Annotated in this window: 26 protein-coding genes; 21 read left to right on the top strand and 5 right to left on the bottom strand. The window is 65.5% G+C overall.

Going from position 1 to position 23711, the window contains the following annotated elements; translation table 11 throughout:
* Positions 1-9 precede the first annotated feature (9 nt).
* From BM133_RS26205 to BM133_RS26170, 8 genes are all read left to right on the top strand, one after another.
* Positions 10-840 carry a helix-turn-helix domain-containing protein gene (locus BM133_RS26205; RefSeq protein ID WP_093440473.1) on the top strand — a complete coding sequence of 277 codons (831 nt, stop codon included), beginning with the start codon at positions 10-12 and terminating at the stop codon, positions 838-840.
* An 18-nt stretch (positions 841-858) separates the two neighbouring features.
* Positions 859-1734: a branched-chain amino acid ABC transporter permease gene (locus BM133_RS26200; protein WP_093440471.1), complete on the top strand. Its 876-nt coding sequence runs from the start codon at positions 859-861 to the stop codon at positions 1732-1734.
* Between the two features lie 93 nt (positions 1735-1827).
* Positions 1828-2904 carry a branched-chain amino acid ABC transporter permease gene (locus BM133_RS26195; RefSeq protein WP_093440468.1) on the top strand — a complete coding sequence of 359 codons (1077 nt, stop codon included), beginning with the start codon at positions 1828-1830 and terminating at the stop codon, positions 2902-2904.
* Positions 2901-3725, top strand: coding sequence for an ABC transporter ATP-binding protein (locus BM133_RS26190; protein WP_093440465.1), 825 nt, complete (start codon positions 2901-2903; stop codon positions 3723-3725). Before BM133_RS26195 ends, BM133_RS26190 begins: the two co-directional genes overlap by 4 nt.
* The gene (locus tag BM133_RS26185; protein WP_093440463.1) at positions 3722-4495 is read left to right on the top strand and encodes an ABC transporter ATP-binding protein; all 774 of its coding nucleotides are present in this window, start codon (positions 3722-3724) and stop codon (positions 4493-4495) included. The genes BM133_RS26190 and BM133_RS26185 overlap by 4 nt, the downstream gene beginning before the upstream one ends.
* Position 4496: 1 nt before the next feature.
* Positions 4497-6377, top strand: coding sequence for an AMP-dependent synthetase/ligase (locus tag BM133_RS26180; RefSeq protein WP_093440460.1), 1881 nt, complete (start codon positions 4497-4499; stop codon positions 6375-6377).
* Between the two features lie 41 nt (positions 6378-6418).
* Complete coding sequence (locus BM133_RS26175) at positions 6419-7582, top strand: ABC transporter substrate-binding protein (protein WP_093440457.1); 1164 nt, start codon at positions 6419-6421, stop codon at positions 7580-7582.
* Between the two features lie 63 nt (positions 7583-7645).
* Complete coding sequence (locus BM133_RS26170; RefSeq protein ID WP_093440455.1) at positions 7646-8107, top strand: EVE domain-containing protein; 462 nt, start codon at positions 7646-7648, stop codon at positions 8105-8107.
* A 21-nt stretch (positions 8108-8128) separates the two neighbouring features.
* Here BM133_RS26170 and BM133_RS26165 read toward each other — a convergent pair whose 3' ends face one another.
* Both BM133_RS26165 and BM133_RS26160 read right to left on the bottom strand, forming a co-directional pair.
* The gene (locus BM133_RS26165) at positions 8129-8782 is read right to left on the bottom strand and encodes a MarC family protein (protein WP_093440452.1); all 654 of its coding nucleotides are present in this window, start codon (positions 8780-8782) and stop codon (positions 8129-8131) included.
* Positions 8783-8784: 2 nt separating this feature from the next.
* The gene (locus tag BM133_RS26160; protein ID WP_093440449.1) at positions 8785-9531 is read right to left on the bottom strand and encodes an SDR family oxidoreductase; all 747 of its coding nucleotides are present in this window, start codon (positions 9529-9531) and stop codon (positions 8785-8787) included.
* 139 nt (positions 9532-9670) lie between these two features.
* Here BM133_RS26160 and BM133_RS26155 point away from each other — a divergent pair, with 139 nt between their 5' ends.
* Both BM133_RS26155 and BM133_RS26150 read left to right on the top strand, forming a co-directional pair.
* Positions 9671-10276: a 2-hydroxychromene-2-carboxylate isomerase gene (locus tag BM133_RS26155; protein WP_093440447.1), complete on the top strand. Its 606-nt coding sequence runs from the start codon at positions 9671-9673 to the stop codon at positions 10274-10276.
* A gap of 43 nt (positions 10277-10319) precedes the next feature.
* Positions 10320-11003, top strand: a complete 684-nt coding sequence (locus BM133_RS26150; protein ID WP_093441209.1) for a dienelactone hydrolase family protein — start codon at positions 10320-10322, stop codon at positions 11001-11003.
* A 57-nt stretch (positions 11004-11060) separates the two neighbouring features.
* Here the strand turns inward: BM133_RS26150 and BM133_RS26145 are convergent, their stop codons facing one another.
* Positions 11061-11963 (bottom strand): LysR family transcriptional regulator, encoded by a 903-nt coding sequence (locus tag BM133_RS26145; protein WP_093440444.1) that lies wholly within the window; start codon positions 11961-11963, stop codon positions 11061-11063.
* A gap of 105 nt (positions 11964-12068) precedes the next feature.
* On the opposite strand from BM133_RS26145, the gene BM133_RS26140 reads away from it, so the two are divergent.
* On the top strand, positions 12069-12401 hold the full coding sequence (locus BM133_RS26140) for an alpha/beta hydrolase (RefSeq protein ID WP_093440442.1): 333 nt from the start codon (positions 12069-12071) through the stop codon (positions 12399-12401).
* A 216-nt stretch (positions 12402-12617) separates the two neighbouring features.
* Positions 12618-12986 carry a DUF4148 domain-containing protein gene (locus BM133_RS26135; RefSeq protein WP_093440439.1) on the top strand — a complete coding sequence of 123 codons (369 nt, stop codon included), beginning with the start codon at positions 12618-12620 and terminating at the stop codon, positions 12984-12986.
* A 77-nt stretch (positions 12987-13063) separates the two neighbouring features.
* Here BM133_RS26135 and BM133_RS26130 read toward each other — a convergent pair whose 3' ends face one another.
* Complete coding sequence (locus BM133_RS26130; protein WP_093441207.1) at positions 13064-14230, bottom strand: magnesium transporter CorA family protein; 1167 nt, start codon at positions 14228-14230, stop codon at positions 13064-13066.
* Between the two features lie 64 nt (positions 14231-14294).
* Complete coding sequence (hemB, locus tag BM133_RS26125; RefSeq protein ID WP_093440437.1) at positions 14295-15281, bottom strand: porphobilinogen synthase; 987 nt, start codon at positions 15279-15281, stop codon at positions 14295-14297.
* A gap of 370 nt (positions 15282-15651) precedes the next feature.
* On the opposite strand from hemB, the gene BM133_RS26120 reads away from it, so the two are divergent.
* The 9 genes from BM133_RS26120 to BM133_RS26080 all read left to right on the top strand — a co-directional run.
* Positions 15652-16080, top strand: a complete 429-nt coding sequence (locus BM133_RS26120; RefSeq protein WP_093440435.1) for a CopD family protein — start codon at positions 15652-15654, stop codon at positions 16078-16080.
* 5 nt (positions 16081-16085) lie between these two features.
* Complete coding sequence (locus BM133_RS26115) at positions 16086-17210, top strand: VanZ family protein (RefSeq protein WP_177224948.1); 1125 nt, start codon at positions 16086-16088, stop codon at positions 17208-17210.
* Positions 17211-17245: 35 nt separating this feature from the next.
* The gene (locus BM133_RS26110) at positions 17246-17596 is read left to right on the top strand and encodes a (2Fe-2S) ferredoxin domain-containing protein (RefSeq protein ID WP_093440433.1); all 351 of its coding nucleotides are present in this window, start codon (positions 17246-17248) and stop codon (positions 17594-17596) included.
* Positions 17597-17668: 72 nt separating this feature from the next.
* Positions 17669-18301 (top strand): alpha/beta hydrolase, encoded by a 633-nt coding sequence (locus BM133_RS26105; RefSeq protein ID WP_093440430.1) that lies wholly within the window; start codon positions 17669-17671, stop codon positions 18299-18301.
* Positions 18302-18342: 41 nt separating this feature from the next.
* Complete coding sequence (locus tag BM133_RS26100) at positions 18343-19512, top strand: D-alanyl-D-alanine carboxypeptidase family protein (protein WP_093440428.1); 1170 nt, start codon at positions 18343-18345, stop codon at positions 19510-19512.
* 204 nt (positions 19513-19716) lie between these two features.
* A complete protein-coding gene (rpsL, locus tag BM133_RS26095; protein WP_013543948.1) occupies positions 19717-20094 on the top strand; it encodes a 30S ribosomal protein S12 in 378 nt (125 codons plus the stop codon).
* 149 nt (positions 20095-20243) lie between these two features.
* On the top strand, positions 20244-20717 hold the full coding sequence (rpsG, locus tag BM133_RS26090) for a 30S ribosomal protein S7 (protein ID WP_013543947.1): 474 nt from the start codon (positions 20244-20246) through the stop codon (positions 20715-20717).
* Between the two features lie 96 nt (positions 20718-20813).
* Positions 20814-22913, top strand: coding sequence for an elongation factor G (gene fusA, locus BM133_RS26085; protein ID WP_093440425.1), 2100 nt, complete (start codon positions 20814-20816; stop codon positions 22911-22913).
* A gap of 196 nt (positions 22914-23109) precedes the next feature.
* A partial coding sequence (locus BM133_RS26080; RefSeq protein WP_143100223.1) for a GTP-binding protein occupies positions 23110-23711 on the top strand: 602 nt, incomplete at its 3' end.

Raw genomic sequence — 23711 nt, 5'->3', positions numbered from 1 at the left:
ACAAACACCATGCAGCGAGCAAGGAATGCGCCTCCGCAAAACGGTGGCGCACGGCAGGGCGAACGCCTCATGTGGCTCACGCCGCAGCGCGTGTTCTACGCCGGCCTGCTCGGCGCGGCCGCCGAGCGCACGATGGGCGGGCACGGCGTGTACGTGTCGCCCGCGGGCGTGCCGCCGATCCGCATCCGCATCGGCGGCGGCGCCTGGCAGGCGGGCGAGCTCATCGTGGTGCCGCCGCAGGTGCCGCACCATGTCGAGAGCCCGCATCCGCTGATCTTCAACCTGCTGGTCGAATCGGAGTCGGTCGATCCCGCGCGCACGCCCGCCTTCATGCAGCACTGCGGGCCGGTCGATGCGCCGGCCTTCGCCAAGCGCATGCGCGATGCCCATGCACACCTGCTCGCCGCGTCGGGACGCGGCACGGATTTCGACGGTTTCGATTTCGATGCGCTGTTCTTCGGCGAAACGCTCGCGCCACGCATGCTCGATGCGCGCATCCGCAAGGTCATCGACGCGCTCGTTGCCGACCCGTCCGCACCCACCTCGGCCGAGGACTGCGCGGCCTCGGTGCACCTGTCGTTCTCGCGCTTCCTGCATCTCTTCAAGCAGGAGACCGGCATGGCGTTTCGCGCCTTCCGGGCCTGGAAGCGCGCGCGCAGCCTGCTGCGCTACGTGCGCCAGACCACCACGCTCACCGACATCGCGCTCGATACCGGCTACCCCGACTCGACGCACTTCAGCCATTCGATCCGCCAGGTCTATGGCCTGAAACCCAGCGACATCCTGGCGGGCTCGCGCCGCCTCGCGCTGCACGATGCGGCCGGCGGCTTCCGGCAGTAGGCAGGAGACAGGAGCCCCATGCAGATCCTCCAACTCCTGCTGTCGGGCATTGCGCAAGGTTGCATCTACGGGCTGATCGCGCTCGGGTTCGTGCTGATCTACAAGGCCACCGAGACCGTGAGCTTCGCGCAGGGCGACCTGATGATGCTCGGCGCCTTCGGTGCGTTCGCCGGCATGTCGCTCTTCGGCCTGCCGTTCTGGCTCGCGGCGATCCTGGCGGTGGTGGCGATGGCGGCCTTCGGCGTGCTGCTGGAGCTGGCGGTGATCCGCCCGATCCTGGGGCAGCCGCAGTTCTCCATCGTGATGCTGACCATCGGCATCGCCTACGTGGCGCGAGGCCTCATCACCATGGTGCCGGGCATCGGCACCGAGACCCACACGCTGCCCGTGCCCTACAAGGACCAGATCTGGAAGCTGGGCGAACTCGTGGTCAACCTGGAGCAGCTCGCGATCATCGTCGCCACGGCCATCCTGTGCGCGTTGCTGTTCGCGATGTTCCGCTACAGCAAGCTGGGCATCGCGATGCAGGCCTCCTCGCAGAACCAGCTGGCGGCCTACTACATGGGCATTCCGGTCAAGCGCCTCAACGGGCTGGTGTGGGGGCTGGCCGCGGCGGTCGCGGCCATCGCGGGCATGCTGCTCGCGCCCATCACCTTCGTGCACGCGAACATGGGGTTCATCGGCCTGAAGGCCTTTCCGGCGGCGGTGGTGGGCGGCTTCGGCAGCCTGCCGGGCGCGATCGTCGGCGGGCTGGTGATCGGCATCGTCGAATCGTTCGCCGGGTTCTACCTGCCCGATGGCTTCAAGGACACGGCGCCGTACATCGTGGTGCTGCTGATGCTGATGATCAAGCCCAACGGTCTCTTCGGCGAAAAGCTGCGCAAGAAGGTCTAGAACATGTGCCCCCACGCTCGTCACTCCGTGTACCCGCTGCCCCCCGAGGGGGCGCAGGTCCGCCTTGGGGCGGCCCGGCGTCGGAGCTGATTCATGCGCTACATCTTCAAGACCAGCTACGACCAGGACATCCGCCTCGCGCGGCACGGCGGCCATGTGTTCTGGTACGGCCTGCTCGTCGCGTTCCTCATCGCCGCGCCGTGGGTGATCGAGGAATACTGGCTCGCGCAACTGACCTTCGTGCTGATCTACGGCATCGTCGGCCTGGGCTTGATGCTGCTGGCGGGCTTCACGGGGCAGTTCTCCATCGGGCACGCGGCGTTCCTCGGCACGGGCGCGTACACGCAGGGCGTGCTGACCAACATGGGCGTGCCGTTCCCGCTCGCGCTGCTCGCGGCCGCGGCGCTGTCGGCGGCGGTCGGTGTGGTGGTCGCCTTGCCGGCGCTGCGCGTGAAGGGCATCTACCTGGGCATCGCGACGCTGTCGTTCGGCTTCATCGTCGAGGAAGTGTTCGCGCGCTGGGAGAGCGTGACGGGCGGCAACGCGGGGCTGCATGTGAAGTCGCCGCAGCTCTTCGGGTGGTCGCTGGGTTCGGGCGACGGCTTCTACTTCCTGTGCCTGGTGGTGGCGGTGCTCAGCACGCTGGGCATCCTGAACCTGCTGCGCTCGCCGACCGGGCGCGCCTTCGTCGCCATCCGCGATTCGGAAATCTCGGCGCAGAGCATGGGCATCCACCTCGCGCGCTACAAGACGATGTCGTTCGCGATCTCGGCCGCGCTCGCGGGGCTCGGTGGCGCGCTGTATGCGCACAAGCTGAGCTTCATCTCGCCCGACCAGTTCAACATCCTGCAGTCGATCGACCTGCTGCTGATGGTGGTGATCGGCGGCCTGGGCTCGGTGCACGGCGCGTTCCTGGGCGCGATCTTCCTGATCGCGATGCCGCAGCTCATCTCGATGGGCAAGGACTGGCTGCCGGCAGTGATCGGGCAGGCGCCGGGCCTGCAGGGGCTGGTGTACGGCGTGGTGCTCATCACGTTCGTGCTGTTCGAGCCGCTGGGGCTCTACGGCCGCTGGCTCAAAGTCAGGACGTACCTGCAACTCTTCCCGTTCTACCGCAAGGGGTTGTTCAAACGGCAGAAGTCCTTCGCCAAGTCGGACCGGTTGAGATGAACAGCGACGGCGACATCCTCCTTTCTGCCAAGGACCTGAGCGTGCGCTTCGGCGGCGTGCTCGCGGTCAACAAGGTGAGCTTCGATGTGCGGCGCGGCGAGGTGTTCACGCTGATCGGCCCGAACGGCGCGGGCAAGACGACCGTGTTCAACCTGATCAGCCGCATCTACACGCCGACCACGGGCGAGATCACATGGCACGGCGAGCCGGCCGGGCCGCTCGCGCTGACGCGGCAGGCGCCGCATGCGATCGCTGCGCTGGGCATCGCGCGCACCTTCCAGAACATCGAGCTCTTCGAGCACGCGACCGTGCTGCACAACCTGCTGATCGGCCGCCACACGCACCGGCAGACGGGGTTCTGGAGCGAGGTGTTCTTCACGCCCGCCACACGGCGCGCCGAGATCGCGGCGCGCGAGAAGGCCGAGCAGGTGATCGAGCTGCTCGATCTGCAGCATCACCGCGATTCGATGGTGGCCGGTTTGCCCTACGGCGTGCGCAAGGTGGTGGAGCTGGCGCGCGCGCTGTGCACCGAGCCCAAGCTGCTGCTGCTGGACGAGCCGTCGTCGGGGCTCAATGTCGAGGAGACGGCGGACATGGCGTTCTGGATCCAGGACATCCAGCATGAGTTGGGCGTGTCGGTGCTGATGGTCGAGCACGACATGTCGCTGGTCTCGAAGGTGTCCGACCGCGTGCTCGCGATGAACCAGGGCGAGGTGCTGGCCACCGGCACGCCGCGCGAGGTGCAGGCGGATGCGCGCGTCATCGAGGCGTATCTCGGCACCGTGGACGACGTGAGCAGCTTGCGGAGGGTGGCGGCATGAGCGACGTGGTACTGCAACTGCTCAATGTCGAGAGCGCTTATGGCCCCATCAAGGCCATCCGCGGCGTGAGCCTGAAGGTCAGGCAGGGCGAGATCGCGACCGTGCTCGGCTCGAACGGCGCGGGCAAGACGACGATCCTGAAGACCATCTCCGGGATCATCGATCCGCGCAAGGGCAGCATCGAATTCCAGGGCAAGGACATCACCGCCAAGGACCCCGCCTTCATCGTGCAACAGGGCCTGAGCCACGTGCCCGAGGGGCGCGAGGTGTTCCCGCTTCTCTCGGTGAAAGACAACCTGCTGATGGGCGCCTACACCCGCAAGGACCGCGACGGCGTCGCGCGGGACATGGAGACGGTCTACACCTACTTCCCCATCCTGCGCGAGCGCGCCACGCAGGACGCCGGTCTTCTCTCCGGCGGGCAGCAGCAGATGCTCGCGATCTCGCGCGCGATCATGGCCGCGCCGCATCTCATCCTGCTGGACGAGCCCAGCCTGGGCCTGAGCCCCAAGCTGACGAAGGAGATCTTCGAGATCGTCGTGCGCATCAACCGCGAACGCGGCACCACGATCCTCCTGGTCGAGCAGAACGCCAACATGGCGCTCAACGCCGCCGACCACGGCTACGTGCTGGAGAACGGGCGCATCGTCATGGAGGATTCCTGCGATCGCCTTCGCGAGAAGGAAGACATCAAGGAGTTCTACCTCGGCGTGAAAGACGACGGCGTGCGCGGCGAGCGGCGCTGGAAAAAGAAGAAGAACTGGAGATGACATGAGCACTGCCGCCTTGCGCGCTCCTGCCGGCCTCTGGGACCTGGCGCACCTGCAGCCCCGGCTCGATGTCGTGGTACCGGGCGACACCATCCCGGCCGTCTTCTGGAAAGCCGTGGAAATGCGCAGCGACAAGGTCTGGATGCGCCAGAAGGAGTTCGGCATCTGGCGCACCTGGACCTGGCGGCAGACCGCCGAGGCCGTGCGCGAGATCGCGGGCGGCCTGCTGGCGCTGGGCTTCGGGCATGGCGAGTGCGCGTCGATCCTCTCCAACACCGTCATCGAATGGGTGCTGTGCGATGTGGCCGTGCTCAGTTGCGGCGGCGTTTCGAACGGCATCTATCCCACCGATGCGGCCTCGCAGGTCACGTATCTCTGCGAGGACTCGCGCACCACCGTGCTCTTCGTGGAAGACGACGAGCAGCTCGACAAGGCCCTCGAAGTGCGCGCGCAGTTGCCGCTGCTGCGCAAGGTGATCGTGTTCGACATGGAGGGCCTGCGCGAGCTGGACGACCCCGGCGTCATCAGCCTCGATGCATTGCGCGCGCTCGGCCGCGACCACATGAAGGCCAACCCGCAGGCGCTGGAACAACGCATCGCCGCCTGCCGCGCCGAAGACCTGGCGATCCTCGTCTACACCTCCGGCACCACCGGCAAGCCCAAGGGCGCGATGCACAGCCACCGCGGGCTGGTCTACACCATGCGTGGCTACAACACGCTGCTCGCGCAGGGCGAGACCGACGAGCGCATGTGCTTCCTGCCGCTGTGCCACATCGCCGAGCGCATGGGCGGGGAGTACTTCGCGATGTACACCGGCTCCATCCTCAACTTCGTCGAGAACCCCGAGACCGTGCCCGAGAACGTGCGCGAGATTTCGCCCACGGTGTTCACGGCCGTGCCGCGCGTGTGGGAGAAGTTCTATTCGGGCGTGATGATCGCGCTGAAGGAAGCGAGCCGCCTGCAGCAGGCTGCCTACGGCTGGAGCATCGGCGTGGGCCAGCAGATCGCCGAGCGCGTGCTGCAGGGCAAACCGATCGGCGCGGGGCTGCGCCTGAAGTTCCGCATCGCGCGCTGGCTGGCGCTCAACAACGTGCGCAAGCTCATCGGCATCCACCGCGCGCGATTCCTGGTGACCGGCGCGGCGCCGATCTCGCCCGACCTCGTGCGCTGGTACCTCGCGCTCGGCGTGCCGATGCTGGAGGTGTGGGGCATGACCGAGTCGTGCGGCGCCTCCACCGGCGTGCCGCCGTCGCGCATCGCCCCGGGCTCCATCGGCCCGGCCACCAGCTACAACGAGGTGCGGCTGGACCCCGGGACGGGCGAGATCCTGGTGCGCGGCCCCAATGTCTTCATGGGGTACCTCAACCTGCCGGAGAAGACGGCCGAGACCATCGACGCGGACGGCTGGCTGCACACCGGCGACGTCGGGCTGGTGGACGCGGAAGGGTATTTCCGCATCACCGACCGCATGAAGGACATCATCATCACGGCAGGTGGAAAGAACATCACGCCGAGCGAGCTGGAGAACGAACTCAAGTTCAGCCCCTACGTCACCGACGCGGTGGTGATCGGCGACAAGAAACCCTACCTGACGGTGATCGTGATGATCGATCAGGAGAACGTCGAGAAGTTTGCGCAGGACAACGACGTGCCGTTCAGCAACTACGAGAGCCTCACGCGCGCGCAGGAGGTGCTGGACCTGATCCAGGGCGAGGTCGATCGCGTCAACGCGAAGTTCGCGCGCGTGGAGCAGATCAAGAAGTTCTTCCTGCTCGAGACGCAACTGAGTGCCGAGGACGAGGAGCTCACGCCCACGATGAAGCTCAAGCGCAAGCTGGTGCAGACGAAGTACGCGCAGCGGATCGAAGCGATGTACCGCTGACGGGGCCAACGTTTTTTGTGTCAACCCGAGGAGACAACCGCATGAAGCTCAAGACAGTGACGACTCTGGCCGTGCTGGGCCTGATCGCGACGCTCGCGTCCGCGCAGCAACAGGGCGTGAGCAAGGACGAGATCCGGATCGGCACGATCCAGGACCTGTCGGGTCCGCTCGCGGGCTTCGGCAAGCAGGCGCGCAACGGCATGCAGCTGCGCGTGGACGAGCTCAACGAGCAGGGCACCCTCAATGGCCGCAAGCTCAAGCTCTTCGTGGAGGACTCGGGCTACGACCCGAAGAAGGCGGTGCTGGCCGCGCAGAAGCTGGTGAACCAGGAAAAGATCTTCATCATGGCCGGCCACATCGGCACGGCGCAGAACATGGCGGCGATGCCGGTGCAGTTCGACAAGAACATCGTCAACTACATGCCGATCACCGCGGCGCGGGAGATGTACGAGCCGCTGAACCGGCTGAAGTATTCGTTCGCGGCCACCTACTACGACCAGATCCGCCTGGCCCTGCCCAAGATGATCAAGGACAAGGGCGCCAAGAAGGTCTGCACGATCTACCAGGACGACGAGTTCGGCCTCGAAGTGCAGCGCGGCGCCGAGGCGGGGCTGAAGGCGGCGAACATGGAGTTGACCGAGAAGACCTCGTTCAAGCGCGGCGCCACCGACTTCAGCTCGCAGGTCGCCAAGATGAAGGCCGCGAATTGCGATCTGGTAGTGCTGGGCACGATCATCCGCGAGACCATCGGCACCGTGGGCGAGTCGCGCAAGACCGGCTTCAACCCGACCTTCATCGGCTCGAGCGCGGCCTACACCGACCTCATCCACAAGCTGGGCGGCAAGGCGATGGACGGCGTCTACGCGACCATGACGGTGCAGAACCCCTACACCGACGAGCAGTCGCAGCCGCTGCGCTTCTGGGCCAACAAGTACAAGACCAAGTTCAACGAAGACCCGACGGTGTTCTCGGTGTACGGCTACGTGATCGTCGATTCGTTCATCAAGGCGGCGACCAAGGCCGGCCCCAACTTGACGACCGACAGCTTCATCAAGGCGATGGACAGCATGACCTTCGAGCCCGACATGTTCGGCAGCCCCAAGAGCAACTACACCGCCACCAAGCGGCTGGGCAACGAGCAGTCGCGGCTGTCGCAGATCAAGGACGGGAAGTGGGTCGTCGTCTCTGACTACGTGACGCCGTAGGCCATCGCGCAGTACCGGGGCGAGCGGCTATATTCCGCGAAAACACATCTTCGCGAGAACGCCATGCCCCAGTACTGGTTGATGAAATCCGAGCCCGACGAAGTCTCCATCGACGACGCGCTCGCCGCGCCCGGCGCCACCGTGGCGTGGACCGGCGTGCGCAATTACCAGGCTCGCAACTTCATGCGCGACGGCATGAAGGTCGGCGACGGCGTGCTGTTCTATCACTCGGGCTGCCCGGAGCCGGGCATTGCCGGCATCGCGCGCGTGGCCTCGGGCATCCAGCCCGATCCGACGCAGTTCGATGCGAAGTCGCCGTACTACGACGCGAGCGCCAAGAACGACGATCCGCGCTGGCTGCTGGTCGACGTGCAGGCGGTGCGCAAGACCCGGCTGCTGGCGTTGCCCGAGTTGCGCGCCAGGCCCGAGCTGGCCGAGCTGATCGTCTTGCGCAAGGGCAACCGGCTGTCGATCACGCCGGTGGAGCCCGCGCACTGGAAGATCATCGAGAAGATGCTGGCCTGAGCCTGAGCCTGGGCCACTCGGTCAGGCGACCTTCGACAGGATCGGGAACAGCTTGCCGAGCCCGTCGGCCATCACCTCGACGGCCAGCGCCGCGAGGATCAGGCCCATCAGCCGCGTCATGATGTTGATGCCCGTCTTGCCCAGCACGCGCGCGATCGGCTGTGCGAGCGAAAAGGCCAGCGCCGTTGCCAGCGCCACCACCACGCCGTAGCCCACCAGCACCGCCAGCTCCCACAGGTGCTGCGCCTTGTCGGCGTAGATCACCACGGTGGAGATCGCGGCCGGACCGGTGAGGAGGGGAATGGTGAGCGGCACCACCGCGATGGAAGCGCCCATCGAGGCCTTCACCTCGGTGGCTCGCAGCTCCTCGACGTTGGTCTTGCTCTCGGCCGGCTGCGCGTTGAGCATCGACAGCGAACTCATGAGCAGCAGCAGCCCGCCGCCCACCTGGAAGCTCGCGATCGAGATCCCGAAGAAGGCCAGCAGCTGCAGCCCGATGAGCGCGCTGACCGCGATGACCACGAACGCGCTGAACGCCGACATGCGCACCGTGTGCCGGCGCTGCGCATCGGTGTACCCCTGCGTGTAGTGGATGAAGAAGGGCACGATGGCCAGCGGGTTGACGATGGCCACCAGCGTGACCAGCGGCTTGATGAGGTCCATCGAGGTGCTCATGCTCACCTTCCTCCGGTCACGTCGAGGAGAGCCATGGTGGTGTAGCTGGCTTCGGCGGACAGCAGCCAGAGGATGGCGCCTGCGATTTCCTCGGGACTGCCGGTGCGCTTCATCGGCACGGTGGGGGCGAGCTCGGCGGCGCGATGGGGCATGCCGCCGGAGGCGTGGATTTCGGTGTCGATCAGCCCGGGGCGTACCGCGTTGACGCGAATGCCTTCGTCGCCCACTTCCTTCGCCAGGCCGATGGTCAGGGTGTCGATGGCGGCCTTGCTGGCCGCGTAGTCGACGTACTGGCCCGGCGACCCGAGCCGCGCGGCACCGCTGGAGATGTTGACGATGGCGCCGCCCTCGCCGCCGTGTTTCGTGCTCATGCGGCGCACGGCTTCGCGGGCGCAGACGAAGCTGCCGATCACGTTGATGCGGAACATGCGCTCCAGCCGCGCGACGCTCATCTCGTCCACGCGCGCCTGCACGTCGACCACGCCGGCGTTGTTGACCAGGGCGGTGAGGCGGCCGAGCTTGGCATCGACCTTCTCGAACATCGAGATCACCTGGGCTTCGTCGCCCACGTCGGCCTGCACGGCGATGGCGGTGCCGCCGCCGGCGCGGATGGTGCGAACCACCTCGTCGGCGGCCAGCGAGTTGCTGGCGTAGTTGACGGCCACCGCATAGCCGCGCTGCGCGGCCAGGAGGGCGGTGGCGGCACCGATGCCGCGCCCACCGCCGGTGATCAATAGCACTGGATTCAAAACCTACCTCCTGCAGAGAAACTGTGTGTCAGTTAAAACCGTCGCCTTGGATTACATCATCCGAGGGCTGGCGCATGAGCCCAGCGCCGGGCCGCCCCAAGCAAGCTCGCACCGCAGTGCGAAGCACGGAGGTTACTGAATGCTCACTGGCAAGACGATCGACTACTACTTTGCGCCCCAGAGCCCGTGGACCTATCTGGGTCATACCCGGTTCGCGGCGATCGCGGCCGAGGCGGGCGCCACAGTGCGCGTGCGGCCCATCGACATGGGCAGCGTGTTCCCGGTGTCCGGCGGACTGCCGCTGGGCAAGCGGGCGCCGCAGCGCCAGGCCTACCGGCTGGTGGAGATGGCGCGGTTCTCGCGGCACCTGGGCCTGCCGATGAACACCAGGCCCAAGTTCTTTCCGGTGGCCAGCGACGACGCCGCGCGGATCATCATCGCGGCCGATATCCACGACGGCACCGAGGCCGCGATGCGCGTCTGCACCGCGGTGTTCGCGGCGGTGTGGGTGCAGGAGCGGAACATCGGCGATCCGAACGTGCTCGAAGCGCTGGTCGTCGAATGCGGGCTGCCCGCGAAGCGCTCGGAGCAATCGCAAAGCCAGGCGGTGCAGGAGCGCTACGAGGCCTATACGCAGGAAGCCATCGACATCCAGGTGTTCGGCGCGCCGAGCTACGTGATCGATGGCGAGATTTTCTGGGGGCAGGACCGGCTCGATTTCGTCGAGCGGGCGCTGCGCCAGTGACGACAACCTTCTTTATTCAATCGCTATCAGGAGCATGACGAACATGGGCCAATTCATCGATCTCACAGCCAAGGACGGCTTCAGCTTTCCCGCCTACGTGGCCGAACCCGCGGGCAAGCCGCGCGGCGCGGTGGTCGTGGTGCAGGAAATCTTCGGCGTGAACTCGCACATCCGCTCGGTGGCCGACGGCTATGCGGCCGAGGGGTATCTCGCGGTCGCACCGGCGACCTTCCAGCGCGTGAAACCGGGCGTCGAGCTCGGCTACAGCGACGAGGACATGAAGGAGGGCTCCGCCCTGAAGGCCGCGGCCGAGGCGCTCCCCGCGCCCGGCGTGCTGCAGGACATCGAGGCCGCCATCGCCTACGCAGCGAAGGCCGGCAAGGTCGGCATCGTGGGCTACTGCTGGGGCGGTTTGCTGGCTTGGCGTGCCGCCAGCCTGCTGCCGGGCCTGGCGGCCGCGGCACCGTACTACGGCGGCGGCATGACCTCGCCCCAAGAAACCGCGCGGCAACCCAAGGTGCCGGTGCTGGCGCACTTCGGCAACCAGGACCACTGGATTCCGCTGGACACCATCGAGAGTTTCAAGAAGGCGCACCCCGAGGTGGAAGTGCATGTCTACCCCGTGGGCCATGGCTTCAATTGCGACCAGCGCGGCTCGTACGACGCGGATGCGGCCAAGCTGGCACGCGAACGCACGCTGGCGTTCTTCGCGAAGCACGTCGGCTGATCGGTCGATAGGCGCAAGAAAAAGCCCGGTACGCGCCGGGCTTTTTTCATGTCGCGGCTAGCGCTTGAGGCCCGGTCCGTCGCCCACGCGGGTCTGCAGGAAATCGAGCAGCGCGCGCAGCGCGGCGCTGTTGTGGCGCCGCTGCAGGTACGCGGCCGAGAGCCACATGTCCTTGCGCGTGTAGTCCTGCAGCACCGGCACGAGCTCGCCGTGCTCGATGTGCGACTGCACGAGGATCGAGGGCAGGTAGATCACGCCGAAGCCGCGCATCGCCACCCGGATCAGCGGCGCGCCTTCGGTGCAGTCCATGCGGCTCTTGACGTGCACGTCCAGCGGCTTGCCGCCATCGTCGAAGCGCCACACCGGCTGGGCGCCCAGCAGGGAGTGGGTGAGCGCGTCGTGCCCGGCCAGATCGTGCGGGTGCTCGGGCTTGCCGTGCTTCTTCCAGTAGACCGGCGAGGCGCAGACCACCATCTCCATGAGCCGGAGCTTGCGCACGATGAGGTTGGCGTCCTCGACCGGGCCGCTGCGGATGTCGACGTCGATGCCCTCTTCGGCGAGGTCCACCGTGCGATTGGTCAGCTGCAGGCTGATGCTCACGTCGGGGTAATAGCGCATGAAGTCGGCCAGCAGGTTGGGGAACTCGCCGTTGCCCATGCCGTGGGGCGCCGAGATCCGCAGGCGCCCGGCGGGCTGGCTGGCGCGATCCTGCAGCTCGGCCTGGGTGAGTTCGACCATTTCGAGCACCGGGGTGCTGCGATCGAGCAGCAATTGCCCGGCGTCGGTGAGGCTCACCGAGCGCGTGGAGCGGTTCAGAAGCCGCACGCCGAAGCGGGTTTCGAGCTCGGCCACGTACTTGCTGACGGTGGCCTTCGACATGTCCAGCTTCTTGGCCGCCTGCGAAAAGCTGCCGTGCGAGGCGACCTCGCGGAAGGTTCTGATCAGATCGAGACTGTCCATGTCAAAGAGCCCATTGTTTCCGTTCGAGGAACGCGGTGGTTCGATTCTCCGGCGTTTTTCCGAGGTGACCTGCGTCACACTTGTGCCACGCGAAGGAGCCGAACCATGAACACCCCGAACATCATCGCCGTTGCTGCCCTGTCGATCCTGACGGCCGTCGGTGCGCACGCACAGGGTTTCGAGCCGGTGCAGCCGCTGAAGATCACCGGGAGCCGTGCGCAGGCGGACGCCGAAGGCGCCGCCGCCGCGCGCCGCGGCAATGTGTACGGCGACGTGGTGGCCTCGCCCCTGACCACGCAACCGAGCCACCTCGATCGGGCCTCGATCCGCGCGCAAGCGGTTGCCGCCGCCCACGCGCCGAACCAGAACCTGGACCGCCGCGCCTTCGCGAACAGCGAAGTCCCGCCGCAGTTTCAAGCGGCGCCCGCCGGCCGCTAGGCTGAAGACTCGTGTTTCGAAAAAGGCCGGGGCCGTGCATGCGGCCCCGGCCTTTTTCCATGTGCATGCCAATGTGTCGGCATTGTTTCAATAGAGGAAACACCGTGTCTCTGATCCGAGCGTTTTCTCTAGGGAATTTCGTCTGAAACTCGCCGCACAGGCAAGCGACCGAGCAAGCCTGGTGGACAAACCATCCGACGAACACAAGGAATTGACATGAAGACCTCGCACATCCTCGCCGCCGCTGCTCTGACCCTCCTGGCCGCTACCGGCGCCCAAGCTGAAACGTACCAAGGCGTGAACACCGCCGTCTCGACCAAGAGCCGCGACGAAGTCGGCGCCGAAGCCGTGCGCACCGCAGCGGCTCCTAACCAGAACGTGACCCGCGGTTCGCGCGGCCCGGAAACCGTCGCCGTGTCGAAGGACCGCGCCATCGTCGAAGCCGAAGCCGTTCGCACTGCCTACGCTCCCGACCAGAACGTGACCTCGGGTTCGCGCGTCAACAGCAAGGTCGTCTCGACGATGACCCACCCGATGGACGCACGCGTTCAAGCCCAGCAAGGCACCGGCGCTACCGCCAAGTAAGGAAAAGAGCCCGCCCCTCGGGGCAGCTCAGCAAAAAGGCCACGCGAAAGCGTGGCCTTTTTGCGTTGGGCGAGCGGTTATCGCGTTCGCGCGAGGTAGCGCTTGCGCCAGAAGACCAGCACCAGCAGCACCGCGATGACCAGCATGGCGGTCATCGCGATCCAGAAGCCGTCGGCCTTGTGCACCAGCGGAATGAACTCGAAATTCATGCCGAAGATTCCCGCGATCAGGTTCAGCGGCAGGAAGATGGCGGTCAGCACCGTGAGCACCCGCATGATGTCGTTGGCCCGGTGGCCCTGGACGCTGAAGTGCATCTGCACGGCCGTCTCGGCGTTCTGCTCGAGCCGGTGCACGTGGTGCACCACCCGCTCGATGTGCTCCAGCACGTCGCGGCTTCGGATCATGATCAGCTCCCGCTCGCGCTGCTCCGCCTCGCCCTTGGGCGCGGGCAGGGTCTCCAGCGAGTCGATCCAGTCCTGCATGGCGGCGCGCTGGTCTTCGCAGATCTCGTCCAGGTGGTGCAGCGACTGCCTTGCCTCCATCAGCGCTCCCCAGTTGGTGAAACGGCTGCGCGGATCGATCAGTTCGGTCTGCCAGTGATCCAGCTGCCTGGTGAGCTCGCGCCGCAGGTCCAGGTAGCCGTCGACGATCTGGTTGATGACGCGCAGCATCAGGTCCGATGGCCCGGTGGGCACGCGCGTGGACGTTGCGCGCACGTCCAGCGCGGGGGCGCCGCGGTCGTCGGACGACCCGGCCGCCAGCAGCCGCGCGGCGAAGGCGTCGCGCACGGCGCCGTCCTCCGGATGCACCGACAGCAGCACCCGGTCGAACACGGCAAAGCCGACCGGACGGGTGTCGACGCGGCGCAACACGGGCGGGCCGCCCCGGGGCTTGGGAGACGCAGGGATGGGCGGGGCTTCGTTGCCATTGCCCTTGCCATTGCCCAGCGCCGCCTGCCCCTGGCTGGTCGCCAGGCGTCGGAACACCAGCACGTCGTACTGCGAGGTGTAGTCGTAGTGCGAGGGCAACTGGTCGTTGAGGAGGTCGGCCACGTGCAGGTCCACCAGCTGGGTCTGGCACAGCGCCTGGAGGATCTGCTGGACCTCCGCCAGCGAGGCGCGGAATTCCTCGCGCGTGAGCGAAATCCAGAGATAGCCATTGGCGGCGCACGCGCCCGGCACGGCCAATGGCGTGAGCGCCGGATGCTCGCTGACCTGCGAGCGGTTGATTTCGAAGATGCGCATGGCCCGACCTTGGTTTTCCATCAAACCGCCCAGCTCGCCCATGTGCCATGGGCCTGGGTAGCTATTATTTTTGTAGCAGGCGCGCGGCGTCAAGCGCAAAGTAGGTGAGCACGCCATCGGCGCCCGCCCGCTTGAAGGCCAGCAGGCTTTCGAGCACCACGGCATCGTGGTCGAGCCAGCCGTTCTGGGCGGCGGCCTTGAGCATCGCGTATTCACCGCTCACCTGATAGGCGAAGGTCGGCACATGGAATTCGTCCTTCACGCGGCGCACGATGTCCAGGTAAGGCATGCCGGGCTTGACCATCACCATGTCGGCGCCTTCGGCGATGTCCAGCGCTACCTCGCGCAGCGCTTCGTCGCTGTTGCCGGGGTCCATCTGGTAGACCTTTTTATTGCTCTTGCCGAGCGTGGCGGCCGAGCCGACGGCGTCGCGGAACGGGCCGTAGAAGGCACTGGCGTACTTGGCGCTGTAGGCCATGATGCGCGTGTGAACGTCGCCGCGGGCTTCGAGCGCCGCGCGGATGGCGCCGATGCGGCCGTCCATCATGTCGCTGGGCGCCACAATGTCCACGCCAGCTTGCGATTGTGTGAGTGCCTGCTTCACCAGCACTTCGACGGTGGTGTCGTTGACGATGTAGCCGTTGTCGTCGAGCAGGCCGTCCTGCCCGTGGCTGGTGTAGGGGTCCAGGGCCACGTCGGTCATCACGCCGAGTTCGGGGAAGCGCGACTTGAGGGCGGCGACCACGCGGGGGATCAGCCCGTCGGGGTTGAACGCCTCGTCGCCGGCCGGCGTCTTGAGGCTCGCATCGATCACCGGAAACAGCGCCATCACCGGAATGCCGGCCGCCACGCACTGCTCGGCAACCGGCAGCAGCAGGTCCAGGCTCAGGCGCTCCACGCCGGGCATCGAGGCGACGGCATCGCGCCGTTTCTCGCCTTCCTGGACGAACACCGGGTAGATCAGGTCGTTGACCGTCAGTGTGTTTTCCCGCACCAGGTTGCGAGTGAAAGCGTCCCGGCGAAGGCGTCGCGGACGGCCGGCGGGGTACATGGCAAGAGGAGAGGAGGAGCGCGTCATAATCCCGAAAATTGTGCCTGAAGCATTCGGCCGTCGTGTTGTCGCCTGCGGGACAGGTTGTCTGACAACTACGGAAATTCGTAGCTATAAAGTTCTAAATAAATAGTTATGAATCACAAAGAAAGTGCCTTGGTCGCTTGAAACCTTGTTTCGTCTTTGTTAAATTCTGAAGCGGGCGGCTTGCCGCTCCCCGCTTTTCCTCCCTGAGCGGGTGCCTTGATGTGTGACAGCAAAAGGGCTTCCCAGCCCGACGTGAAGACGTCGGGCTTTTTTTTGTCCAGGACTCCCCGGGCGTTATGGGACGACCCCGTGCGACAGCGCGGTGCACCACTAAACTGCCGCCATGCTCTGGGTCAAATCTCTCCACATCGTCTTCATCGCAAGCTGGTTCGCCGGGCTTTTCTATCTGCCGCGGATCTTCGTCAATCTTGCGATGGTGCCGCCGGAGTCGGTCGCCGAGCGCGAACGCCTGCTGCTGATGGCGCGCAAGCTGCTGCGGTTCACCACTTTCCTGGCCGTCCCGGCGCTGGGCTTCGGCCTGTGGCTCTGGTTGGGCTACGGCATCGGGCGTGGGCCGGGCAACGGCTGGATGCACGCCAAGCTGGCGCTGGTGCTGGTGGTCATCGGTTATCACCATGGCTGCGGCGTGCTGCTGCGGCGTTTTGCGGCGGGAGGCAACCAGCGCAACGACCGCTGGTACCGCTGGTTCAACGAGTTGCCGGTGCTGCTGCTGCTGGGTATCGTGATCCTGGTCGTCGTGAAGCCCTTCTGAGCCCGATGGACACGGTGGAGAAGCCGCACAAGTCCGCCGCGCTTCCCCTCGCGCTCGCCTACGCGGCGCTGATCGTCTACGCGAGCCTCTATCCCTTTGCCGACTGGCGCGACCAGGGCATCGCGCCCTGGGCCTATCTGTCGGCGCCCTGGCCCAAGTACTGGACGGGTTTCGACTTCGCGGTCAACGTCGCGGGCTACGTGCCCTTCGGCTTCCTGTGCGCCCTCGCGGTGCTGCGCACGCGCCGGACCGCCGGTGTCTGGGGCGCGGTGCTGCGCGCCACCGCGGCCGGCGCGGCGATCGCCTTCGCAATGGAGACGCTGCAGAGCTACCTGCCCGTGCGCATCCCTTCCAACGTCGACCTGGGGCTGAACACGACCGGCACGGTCCTGGGCGCCGTGCTGGCGGTGGCGCTCGAGCGCCTGGGGGCGGTGGCGCACTGGGGCCGTGCGCGCTCGCAATGGTTCGTCGAAGATTCGCGCGGCGCCCTCGTGCTGCTCGCGCTCTGGCCGTTCGCCCTGCTGTTTCCGGCCGCCGTCACCTTCGGGCTGGGGCAGGTGTTCGAGCGGCTCGAGGTCGCGATCTCCGAATGGCTGCTCGACACGCCCTTCATCGACTGGTTGCCTGTGCGCCAGTTCGAGCTCGAGCCCCTGGTGCCCGCGGTGGAACTGCTGTGCGTGATGCTCGGTGCGCTGGTGCCCTGCCTGCTGGGCTACCTGGTGGCGCGCACGGTGGTGCAGCGCGCGGTGCTGCTCCCGCTGATCTTTCTGGCGGGCTTCGCGGCGTCGGCGCTGTCGGCGGCCTTGAGCTACGGCCCCGCGCATGCCTGGGCGTGGCTGGATCTTCCCGTTCAGGTCGGCATGGCGGCTGCACTCGTTGCGGGCGTGCTGCTCGTGGCGGCGCCGCGGCGCCTCTGCGCGGCGTTGTTGCTGGTGGGGCTCGTGCTCCAGCTGAGCCTGCTGAACCAGGCCCCCGAGAGCGCGTACTTCGCGCAGACCCTGGCCACCTGGGAGCAGGGGCGATTCATCCGCTTTCACGGGCTGGCCCAGTGGCTGGGGTGGATCTGGCCCTTCGCGGTGCTGGCGTACGTGGTGGCGGCCCTGTCCCGCAGGGGGCGGCTCGCGTCGTAGCGCCGATGTCGGGATGGCGTCATTAAAATCGACCGATGCCCAGTCCCAACCCTGCCGCGTCCGGCTACTACGGCCGCCATATCTTCTTCTGCCTCAACGAGCGCAAGAACGGCGAAGACTCCTGCGCCATGCACAACGCGCAGGAAGGCTTCGATCGCTGCAAGGCGAAGGTGAAGGAAGCGGGGCTCTCCGGGCCCGGCAAGGTGCGGGTCAACAAGGCGGGGTGCCTGGATCGCTGCGCCGGCGGGCCGGTGGCGGTGGTTTACCCGGAAGCCGTCTGGTACACCTTCGTCGATGCCGACGACATCGACGAGATCGTCGAGTCGCACCTGAAGAACGGCGAGGTCGTCGAGCGGCTCCTCTTGCCCGCCGACGTCGGGCGCTGAACTTTCCCGCGAGCTCGCCGCTCGTACCGTGCTCCCCGACCGGCGCTGCCGGACCGCCCACCCATCCCAGCCATGAATTCCCAGACCGAAAAGATCACCCTCCAAGGCGCCGCCGGTGCGATCGAGGTGCAGCGCGACCAGCCGGCGGGTGACCCGCGTGGCATCGCGGTGATCGCCCATCCGCATCCGCTGTTCGGCGGCACGATGGACAACAAGGTCGTGCAGACCCTGGCGCGTGCTTTCGTGTCGTGCGGCTGGACGACGGTGCGTTTCAACTTCCGGGGCGTCGGCGCCAGCGAAGGCGTGCACGACGAAGGGCGCGGCGAGCTGGAAGACATGCTGAATGTCGTCAGCCAGCTGGCGCCCGAAGGCCCGCTGGCCATTGCCGGTTTCTCGTTCGGCGCTTTCGTTGCCTGCGGCGCTGCTGAAAGGCTCTGGACCGCGCGCGACATCAAGCAAGTCGTGCTGGTCGGTACGGCCGCCGCGCGCAACACCGTGGCCACGCTGCCGGTTGAAGCCCACGATCGCATGCTCGTGGTCCACGGCGAAGCCGACGACACCGTGCCGCTGGCCGCCGTGATGGACTGGGCGCGGCCACAGTCACTTCCTGTCACGGTTATTCCCGGGGGCGGCCATTTCTTTCACGGACAATTGCCGCTGCTCAAAAGTCTGGTTGCCCGCCACCTCCGCGCGGGCATTGAATGAAAGCCTCACGGGCTTTGTTTTCGTCTCTTCTCATCCTCCCCATGAACCGTTTTTTCAATGCGCTCCGCGCACTGGTGCTGACTGCTGCTGCCTCGGTCGGCGTGATCGCTGCCGCGCAGGTGCCGGCACCGCCCGAAATCGCCGCGCGCAGCTACCTGCTGCTGGACGTGACCGCCAACCAGATCCTTGCGCAGAAGGACATCGACAGCCCCGTGGAGCCGGCTTCGCTCACCAAGCTGATGTCGGCCTACATCGTGTTCGACGCGCTGCGCGCCAAGAAGATCACGCTGACCCAGACCTTCCCGGTCAGCCAGCGCGCCTGGAAGATGCCTGGTTCCCGCATGTTCATCGACCCGAAGATGCAGGTGCCGGTCGAAGACCTGATCAAGGGGCTGATCGTGCAGTCGGGCAACGACGCCACGGTCGCGCTGGCCGAAGGCGTGGGCGGAACGGTCGAGCATTTCGTCGAACTCATGAACGCCCAGGCCAAGGCGCTGGGCATGAAGAACACGAGCTACAAGAATCCGGAAGGTCTCACGGCGCCCGGCCACACCACCACGGCCCGCGACCTGAGCATCCTGGCGACCCGCCTGGTGCGGGACTTTCCGGAAGAAGCCAAGTACTACGCCATCAAGAAGTACCGCTACCCGGGCACGCCGTCGACCAACGACACCAATCGCAACCTGCTGCTGTTTCGCGACCCCACCGTCGATGGCCTGAAGACCGGCCATACCGAAGCCGCCGGCTACTGCATGATCGCCACCGCCAAGCGCGATTTTCCGAACCTGACCGGCGGCCGCCGCCTGTTGTCGATCGTGCTGGGCGCCTCGGGCGAGACCGTGCGCGCCAACGAATCGCAGAAGCTGCTGAACTGGGGCTACACGGCCTACGATGCCGTCCGCCTGTTCGACGCCGGCCAGCCGGCGGCCACACCCGCGGTCTGGAAGGGCAAGGCCAATGTCCTCAAGCTGGGCCGCCCGGAGGCCATCGTGGTGGCGGTTCCCGCCGGCACTGCCAGCAAGATCAAGACCCAGGTCGCGCGCCCCGACCCCCTGGTGGCGCCGTTCACCAAGTACCAGGCCGTGGGCTCGCTCAAGGTGACCCTGGACGACCAGCCGGTGGCGGACGTGCCGCTGGTTGCCCTGGAAGCCGTCGAGCAGGCTGGCATCTTTGGCCGCGCCTGGGATGCAATCCGCCTCTGGATCAAGTAAGGGGCTCCGGCGGGTGAGGCCGCCAGCTGTCGCTGGCCGCGCCTGACCTTGCCGTTTCAAGCCCGCCTGCTATACTCGTGGGCTTTTCGGAATTTTCCGAAGGGTTTCACGTTTTCGTTATTCCCGGCTTCCTTTCCTTGCGTCACGTCAAGGACAAGGACGGTTTCACAGCCAAGGCCGGGTTGTTTTGGGACTAATTCATTCATGCCAACCATCAATCAACTGGTGCGTCAGGGTCGAACGGTCGAAAAGATCAATTCGAAGAGCCCTGCCATGCAGAACTCGCCGCAACGTCGCGGTGTCTGCACCCGGGTCTACACCACGACCCCCAAGAAGCCCAACTCGGCGCTTCGTAAAGTTGCCAAGGTCCGTCTGACCAATGGCTTCGAAGTCATCTCCTACATCGGCGGCGAAGGCCACAACCTGCAGGAACACAGCGTCGTGCTGGTTCGCGGCGGTCGTGTCAAGGACTTGCCCGGTGTTCGCTACCACATCGTGCGCGGTTCACTCGACTTGCAAGGCGTGAAAGACCGCAAGCAGTCGCGCTCCAAGTACGGCGCAAAGCGTCCCAAGAAGGCCTAAGCCTTCCTGTCGTCGGAAAACAAACGGTGTTCGGTTGCCTTGGCGGGCACATCGAACGAAGTGACCCAATGTCGGGTCGAGTAAGTGAGAGTCCGAACTGGCTCTCGCGGTACCGGAAACGGTGCCAACTGAAGCAAAGAGGTTAAAAAATGCCACGTCGTCGCGAAGTCCCCAAACGTGAAATCCTGCCGGATCCCAAGTACGGCAATGTCGAGCTGTCGAAATTCATGAACGTGATCATGGAAGGCGGCAAGAAGGCGATCGCCGAGCGCATCATTTACGGTGCACTCGACTTCATCGAAAAGAAGAACCCTGACAAGGACCCGCTCGAAGCTTTCACCGTTGCCATCAACAACGTGAAGCCGATGGTCGAAGTGAAGTCGCGCCGCGTCGGTGGTGCGAACTACCAGGTGCCGGTCGAAGTCCGCCCTGTCCGTCGCCTCGCCCTGTCGATGCGCTGGATCAAGGAAGCCGCTCGCAAGCGTGGCGAAAAGTCGATGGCCCTGCGTCTGGCCAACGAACTGATGGAAGCCACCGAAGGCCGTGGCGGCGCCATGAAGAAGCGCGACGAAGTGCACCGCATGGCAGAAGCCAACCGCGCCTTCAGCCACTTCCGCTTCTAAGAATCAAACTTCGCTTGGGCGTTGGGTGTTGAGTTTCGGGCGATGTCGCCCGGGCTCAGGGCCCAGCGCTCAACGCATTTAACCCGAAAGTAAATCATGTCTCGCAAGACCCCCATCGAGCGCTACCGCAACATCGGCATCTCCGCGCACATCGACGCCGGCAAGACCACGACGACCGAGCGCATCCTGTTCTACACCGGTGTGAACCACAAGATCGGTGAAGTGCACGATGGCGCCGCCACGATGGACTGGATGGAGCAAGAGCAAGAGCGCGGCATCACGATCACCTCGGCTGCCACCACCTGCTTCTGGAAGGGCATGGCGGGCACGTTCGACGAACACCGCATCAACATCATCGACACCCCCGGCCACGTCGACTTCACCATTGAAGTCGAGCGCTCGATGCGCGTGCTGGACGGCGCTGTCATGGTGTACGACGCGGTCGGCGGCGTGCAGCCCCAGTCCGAAACCGTCTGGCGCCAGGCCAACAAGTACAAGGTTCCGCGTCTCGCGTTCGTCAACAAGATGGACCGCACCGGCGCCGACTTCCTGCGCGTGCGCCAGATGATGGTGGACCGCCTGAAGGCCAACCCCGTCGTGATCCAGATCCCGATCGGCGCCGAAGAGCGCTTCCAGGGCATCGTCGACCTCGTGAAGATGAAGTCGATCATCTGGGACGAAGAAAAGGGCGTGACCTTCAAGTACGGCGAAATCCCGGCCGACCTGGCCGAGGTGTGCGCCGAGTACCGCGAAAAGCTCGTCGAAGCCGCTGCCGAAGCGAGCGAAGAGCTCATGAACAAGTACCTCGAAGGCAACGAGTTGACCGAGGTCGAAATCAAGGCCGCGATCCGCCAGCGCACCATTGCCGGTGAAATCCAGCCGATGCTGTGCGGCTCGGCCTTCAAGAACAAGGGCGTGCAGGCCATGCTCGACGCCGTCGTCGAATACATGCCCGCACCGACCGACATTCCGCCGGTCAAGGGCATGGACGAAGACGAAGTGCCGACGACCCGCCGGGCCGACGACGACGAGAAGTTCTCCGCGCTCGCATTCAAGCTCATGACCGATCCGTTCGTCGGCCAGCTGACCTTCGTGCGCGTCTATTCGGGCGTGCTGACCAAGGGCGACAGCGTCTACAACCCGGTGCGCGGCAAGAAAGAGCGCATCGGCCGGATCGTGCAGATGCACGCTAACAACCGCGTCGAAGTGAGCGAAATTCGCGCCGGCGACATCGCAGCCTGCATTGGCCTGAAGGAAGTGACCACGGGCGAAACCCTGTGCGATCCCGCAGCCATCCTGACGCTCGAACGCATGGTGTTCCCGGAGTCGGTGATCTCGCAGGCCGTCGAACCCAAGACCAAGGTCGACCAGGAAAAGATGGGCATCGCCCTGCAGCGTCTCGCTCAGGAAGACCCGTCGTTCCGCGTCAAGACCGACGAAGAATCGGGCCAGACCATCATCGCCGGCATGGGCGAGCTCCACCTTGAAATCATCGTGGACCGCATGAAGCGCGAATTCGGCGTGGAAGCCAACGTGGGCAAGCCCCAAGTGGCGTACCGCGAAACGATCCGCAAGACCGTCGAAGATGCCGAAGGCAAGTTCGTTCGCCAGTCGGGCGGCAAGGGCCAGTACGGCCACGTCGTCCTGAAGCTCGAGCCGCAGGAAGCGGGCAAGGGCTTCGAGTTCGTCGACGCCATCAAGGGCGGTGTGGTTCCTCGCGAATACATCCCCGCGGTGGAAAAGGGCGTTGTCGAAGCGCTGACCCAAGGCGTGCTGGCGGGCTACCCCGTCGTGGACGTCAAGGTCACGCTGCACTTCGGCTCGTACCACGACGTGGACTCGAACGAAATGGCGTTCAAGATGGCCGCGATCTTCGGTTTCAAGGAAGGCGCCCGCAAGGCCAGCCCCGTGATCCTGGAGCCAATGATGGCTGTGGAAGTCGAGACGCCTGAAGACTACGCCGGCAACGTGATGGGCGACCTGTCCTCACGCCGCGGCATGGTGCAGGGCATGGAAGACATGATCGGTGGCGGCAAGACCATCAAGGCCGAAGTGCCGCTGTCGGAAATGTTCGGCTACTCGACCACGCTGCGCTCGATGTCGCAAGGCCGCGCTACGTACACGATGGAGTTCAAGCATTACGCTGAAGCTCCGCGCAACGTTGCCGAAGCCATCGTGGCCGCTCGCGCTAAGTAATGTCTTTGCGGGACAGGCCAGGATTTGCGCAGCAAATCTGCTCTGTCCCCAACTGATTGAAAAGAATGCAGGGTCACGCAGTGCGTGGCCTTCGTTGTCTGCGATCCGGTGCCGCCGCGTTCCCGTGCGAGGCGAACCAGCAATCGGGTGCAGACATAAAACCAATACACGGGAATGCTCTTTCAAGGATTGAAAAATGGCAAAAGGTAAATTCACCCGCACCAAGCCGCACGTGAACGTGGGCACGATCGGTCACGTCGACCACGGCAAGACGACGCTGACGGCTGCGATTGCAACCGTTCTGTCGGCCAAGTTCGGCGGCGAAGCCAAGGCTTACGACCAGATCGACGCAGCGCCCGAAGAAAAGGCCCGCGGCATCACGATCAACACCGCGCACGTCGAGTACGAAACGGCCAACCGCCACTACGCTCACGTGGACTGCCCCGGCCACGCCGACTATGTGAAGAACATGATCACGGGCGCCGCTCAAATGGACGGCGCCATCCTGGTGTGCTCGGCCGCCGACGGCCCGATGCCCCAGACGCGTGAACACATCCTGCTGGCTCGCCAGGTGGGCGTGGGCTACATCATCGTTTTCCTGAACAAGTGCGACATGGTCGACGACGCCGAACTGCTCGAGCTGGTCGAAATGGAAGTGCGCGAGCTCCTGGACAAGTACGAATTCCCTGGCGACGACACCCCGATCATCCACGGCTCGGCCAAGCTCGCCCTGGAAGGCGACAAGGGCAAGCTGGGCGAAGAAGCCATCATGAAGCTGGCTGACGCGCTGGACACGTA

This window comes from Variovorax sp. 770b2 (assembly GCF_900115685.1).
Classification (GTDB): Bacteria; Pseudomonadota; Gammaproteobacteria; order Burkholderiales; family Burkholderiaceae_C; genus Variovorax.
Note: the sequence above shows the minus strand (reverse complement) of the source record. Positions and strands in the feature narration are given on the sequence as shown.

Bases quoted from the DNA above. Each gene is read 5' to 3' on its own strand.
- BM133_RS26140 (WP_093440442.1), top strand. From the start codon at position 12,069: ATGAACACCCCGAACATCATCGCCGTTGCTGCCCTGTCGATCCTGACG.
- BM133_RS26165 (WP_093440452.1), bottom strand. From the start codon at position 8,782: ATGAGCACCTCGATGGACCTCATCAAGCCGCTGGTCACGCTGGTGGCC.
- BM133_RS26180 (WP_093440460.1), top strand. From the start codon at position 4,497: ATGAGCACTGCCGCCTTGCGCGCTCCTGCCGGCCTCTGGGACCTGGCG.
- rpsL (WP_013543948.1), top strand. From the start codon at position 19,717: ATGCCAACCATCAATCAACTGGTGCGTCAGGGTCGAACGGTCGAAAAG.
- BM133_RS26190 (WP_093440465.1), top strand. From the start codon at position 2,901: ATGAACAGCGACGGCGACATCCTCCTTTCTGCCAAGGACCTGAGCGTG.
- BM133_RS26185 (WP_093440463.1), top strand. From the start codon at position 3,722: ATGAGCGACGTGGTACTGCAACTGCTCAATGTCGAGAGCGCTTATGGC.
- BM133_RS26205 (WP_093440473.1), top strand. From the start codon at position 10: ATGCAGCGAGCAAGGAATGCGCCTCCGCAAAACGGTGGCGCACGGCAG.
- BM133_RS26155 (WP_093440447.1), top strand. From the start codon at position 9,671: ATGCTCACTGGCAAGACGATCGACTACTACTTTGCGCCCCAGAGCCCG.
- rpsG (WP_013543947.1), top strand. From the start codon at position 20,244: ATGCCACGTCGTCGCGAAGTCCCCAAACGTGAAATCCTGCCGGATCCC.
- BM133_RS26130 (WP_093441207.1), bottom strand. From the start codon at position 14,230: ATGCGCATCTTCGAAATCAACCGCTCGCAGGTCAGCGAGCATCCGGCG.
- BM133_RS26105 (WP_093440430.1), top strand. From the start codon at position 17,669: ATGAATTCCCAGACCGAAAAGATCACCCTCCAAGGCGCCGCCGGTGCG.
- BM133_RS26200 (WP_093440471.1), top strand. From the start codon at position 859: ATGCAGATCCTCCAACTCCTGCTGTCGGGCATTGCGCAAGGTTGCATC.
- BM133_RS26120 (WP_093440435.1), top strand. From the start codon at position 15,652: ATGCTCTGGGTCAAATCTCTCCACATCGTCTTCATCGCAAGCTGGTTC.
- BM133_RS26135 (WP_093440439.1), top strand. From the start codon at position 12,618: ATGAAGACCTCGCACATCCTCGCCGCCGCTGCTCTGACCCTCCTGGCC.
- BM133_RS26150 (WP_093441209.1), top strand. From the start codon at position 10,320: ATGGGCCAATTCATCGATCTCACAGCCAAGGACGGCTTCAGCTTTCCC.
- BM133_RS26110 (WP_093440433.1), top strand. From the start codon at position 17,246: ATGCCCAGTCCCAACCCTGCCGCGTCCGGCTACTACGGCCGCCATATC.
- fusA (WP_093440425.1), top strand. From the start codon at position 20,814: ATGTCTCGCAAGACCCCCATCGAGCGCTACCGCAACATCGGCATCTCC.
- BM133_RS26170 (WP_093440455.1), top strand. From the start codon at position 7,646: ATGCCCCAGTACTGGTTGATGAAATCCGAGCCCGACGAAGTCTCCATC.
- BM133_RS26175 (WP_093440457.1), top strand. From the start codon at position 6,419: ATGAAGCTCAAGACAGTGACGACTCTGGCCGTGCTGGGCCTGATCGCG.
- BM133_RS26145 (WP_093440444.1), bottom strand. From the start codon at position 11,963: ATGGACAGTCTCGATCTGATCAGAACCTTCCGCGAGGTCGCCTCGCAC.
- BM133_RS26115 (WP_177224948.1), top strand. From the start codon at position 16,086: ATGGACACGGTGGAGAAGCCGCACAAGTCCGCCGCGCTTCCCCTCGCG.
- BM133_RS26195 (WP_093440468.1), top strand. From the start codon at position 1,828: ATGCGCTACATCTTCAAGACCAGCTACGACCAGGACATCCGCCTCGCG.
- BM133_RS26100 (WP_093440428.1), top strand. From the start codon at position 18,343: ATGAACCGTTTTTTCAATGCGCTCCGCGCACTGGTGCTGACTGCTGCT.
- hemB (WP_093440437.1), bottom strand. From the start codon at position 15,281: ATGTACCCCGCCGGCCGTCCGCGACGCCTTCGCCGGGACGCTTTCACT.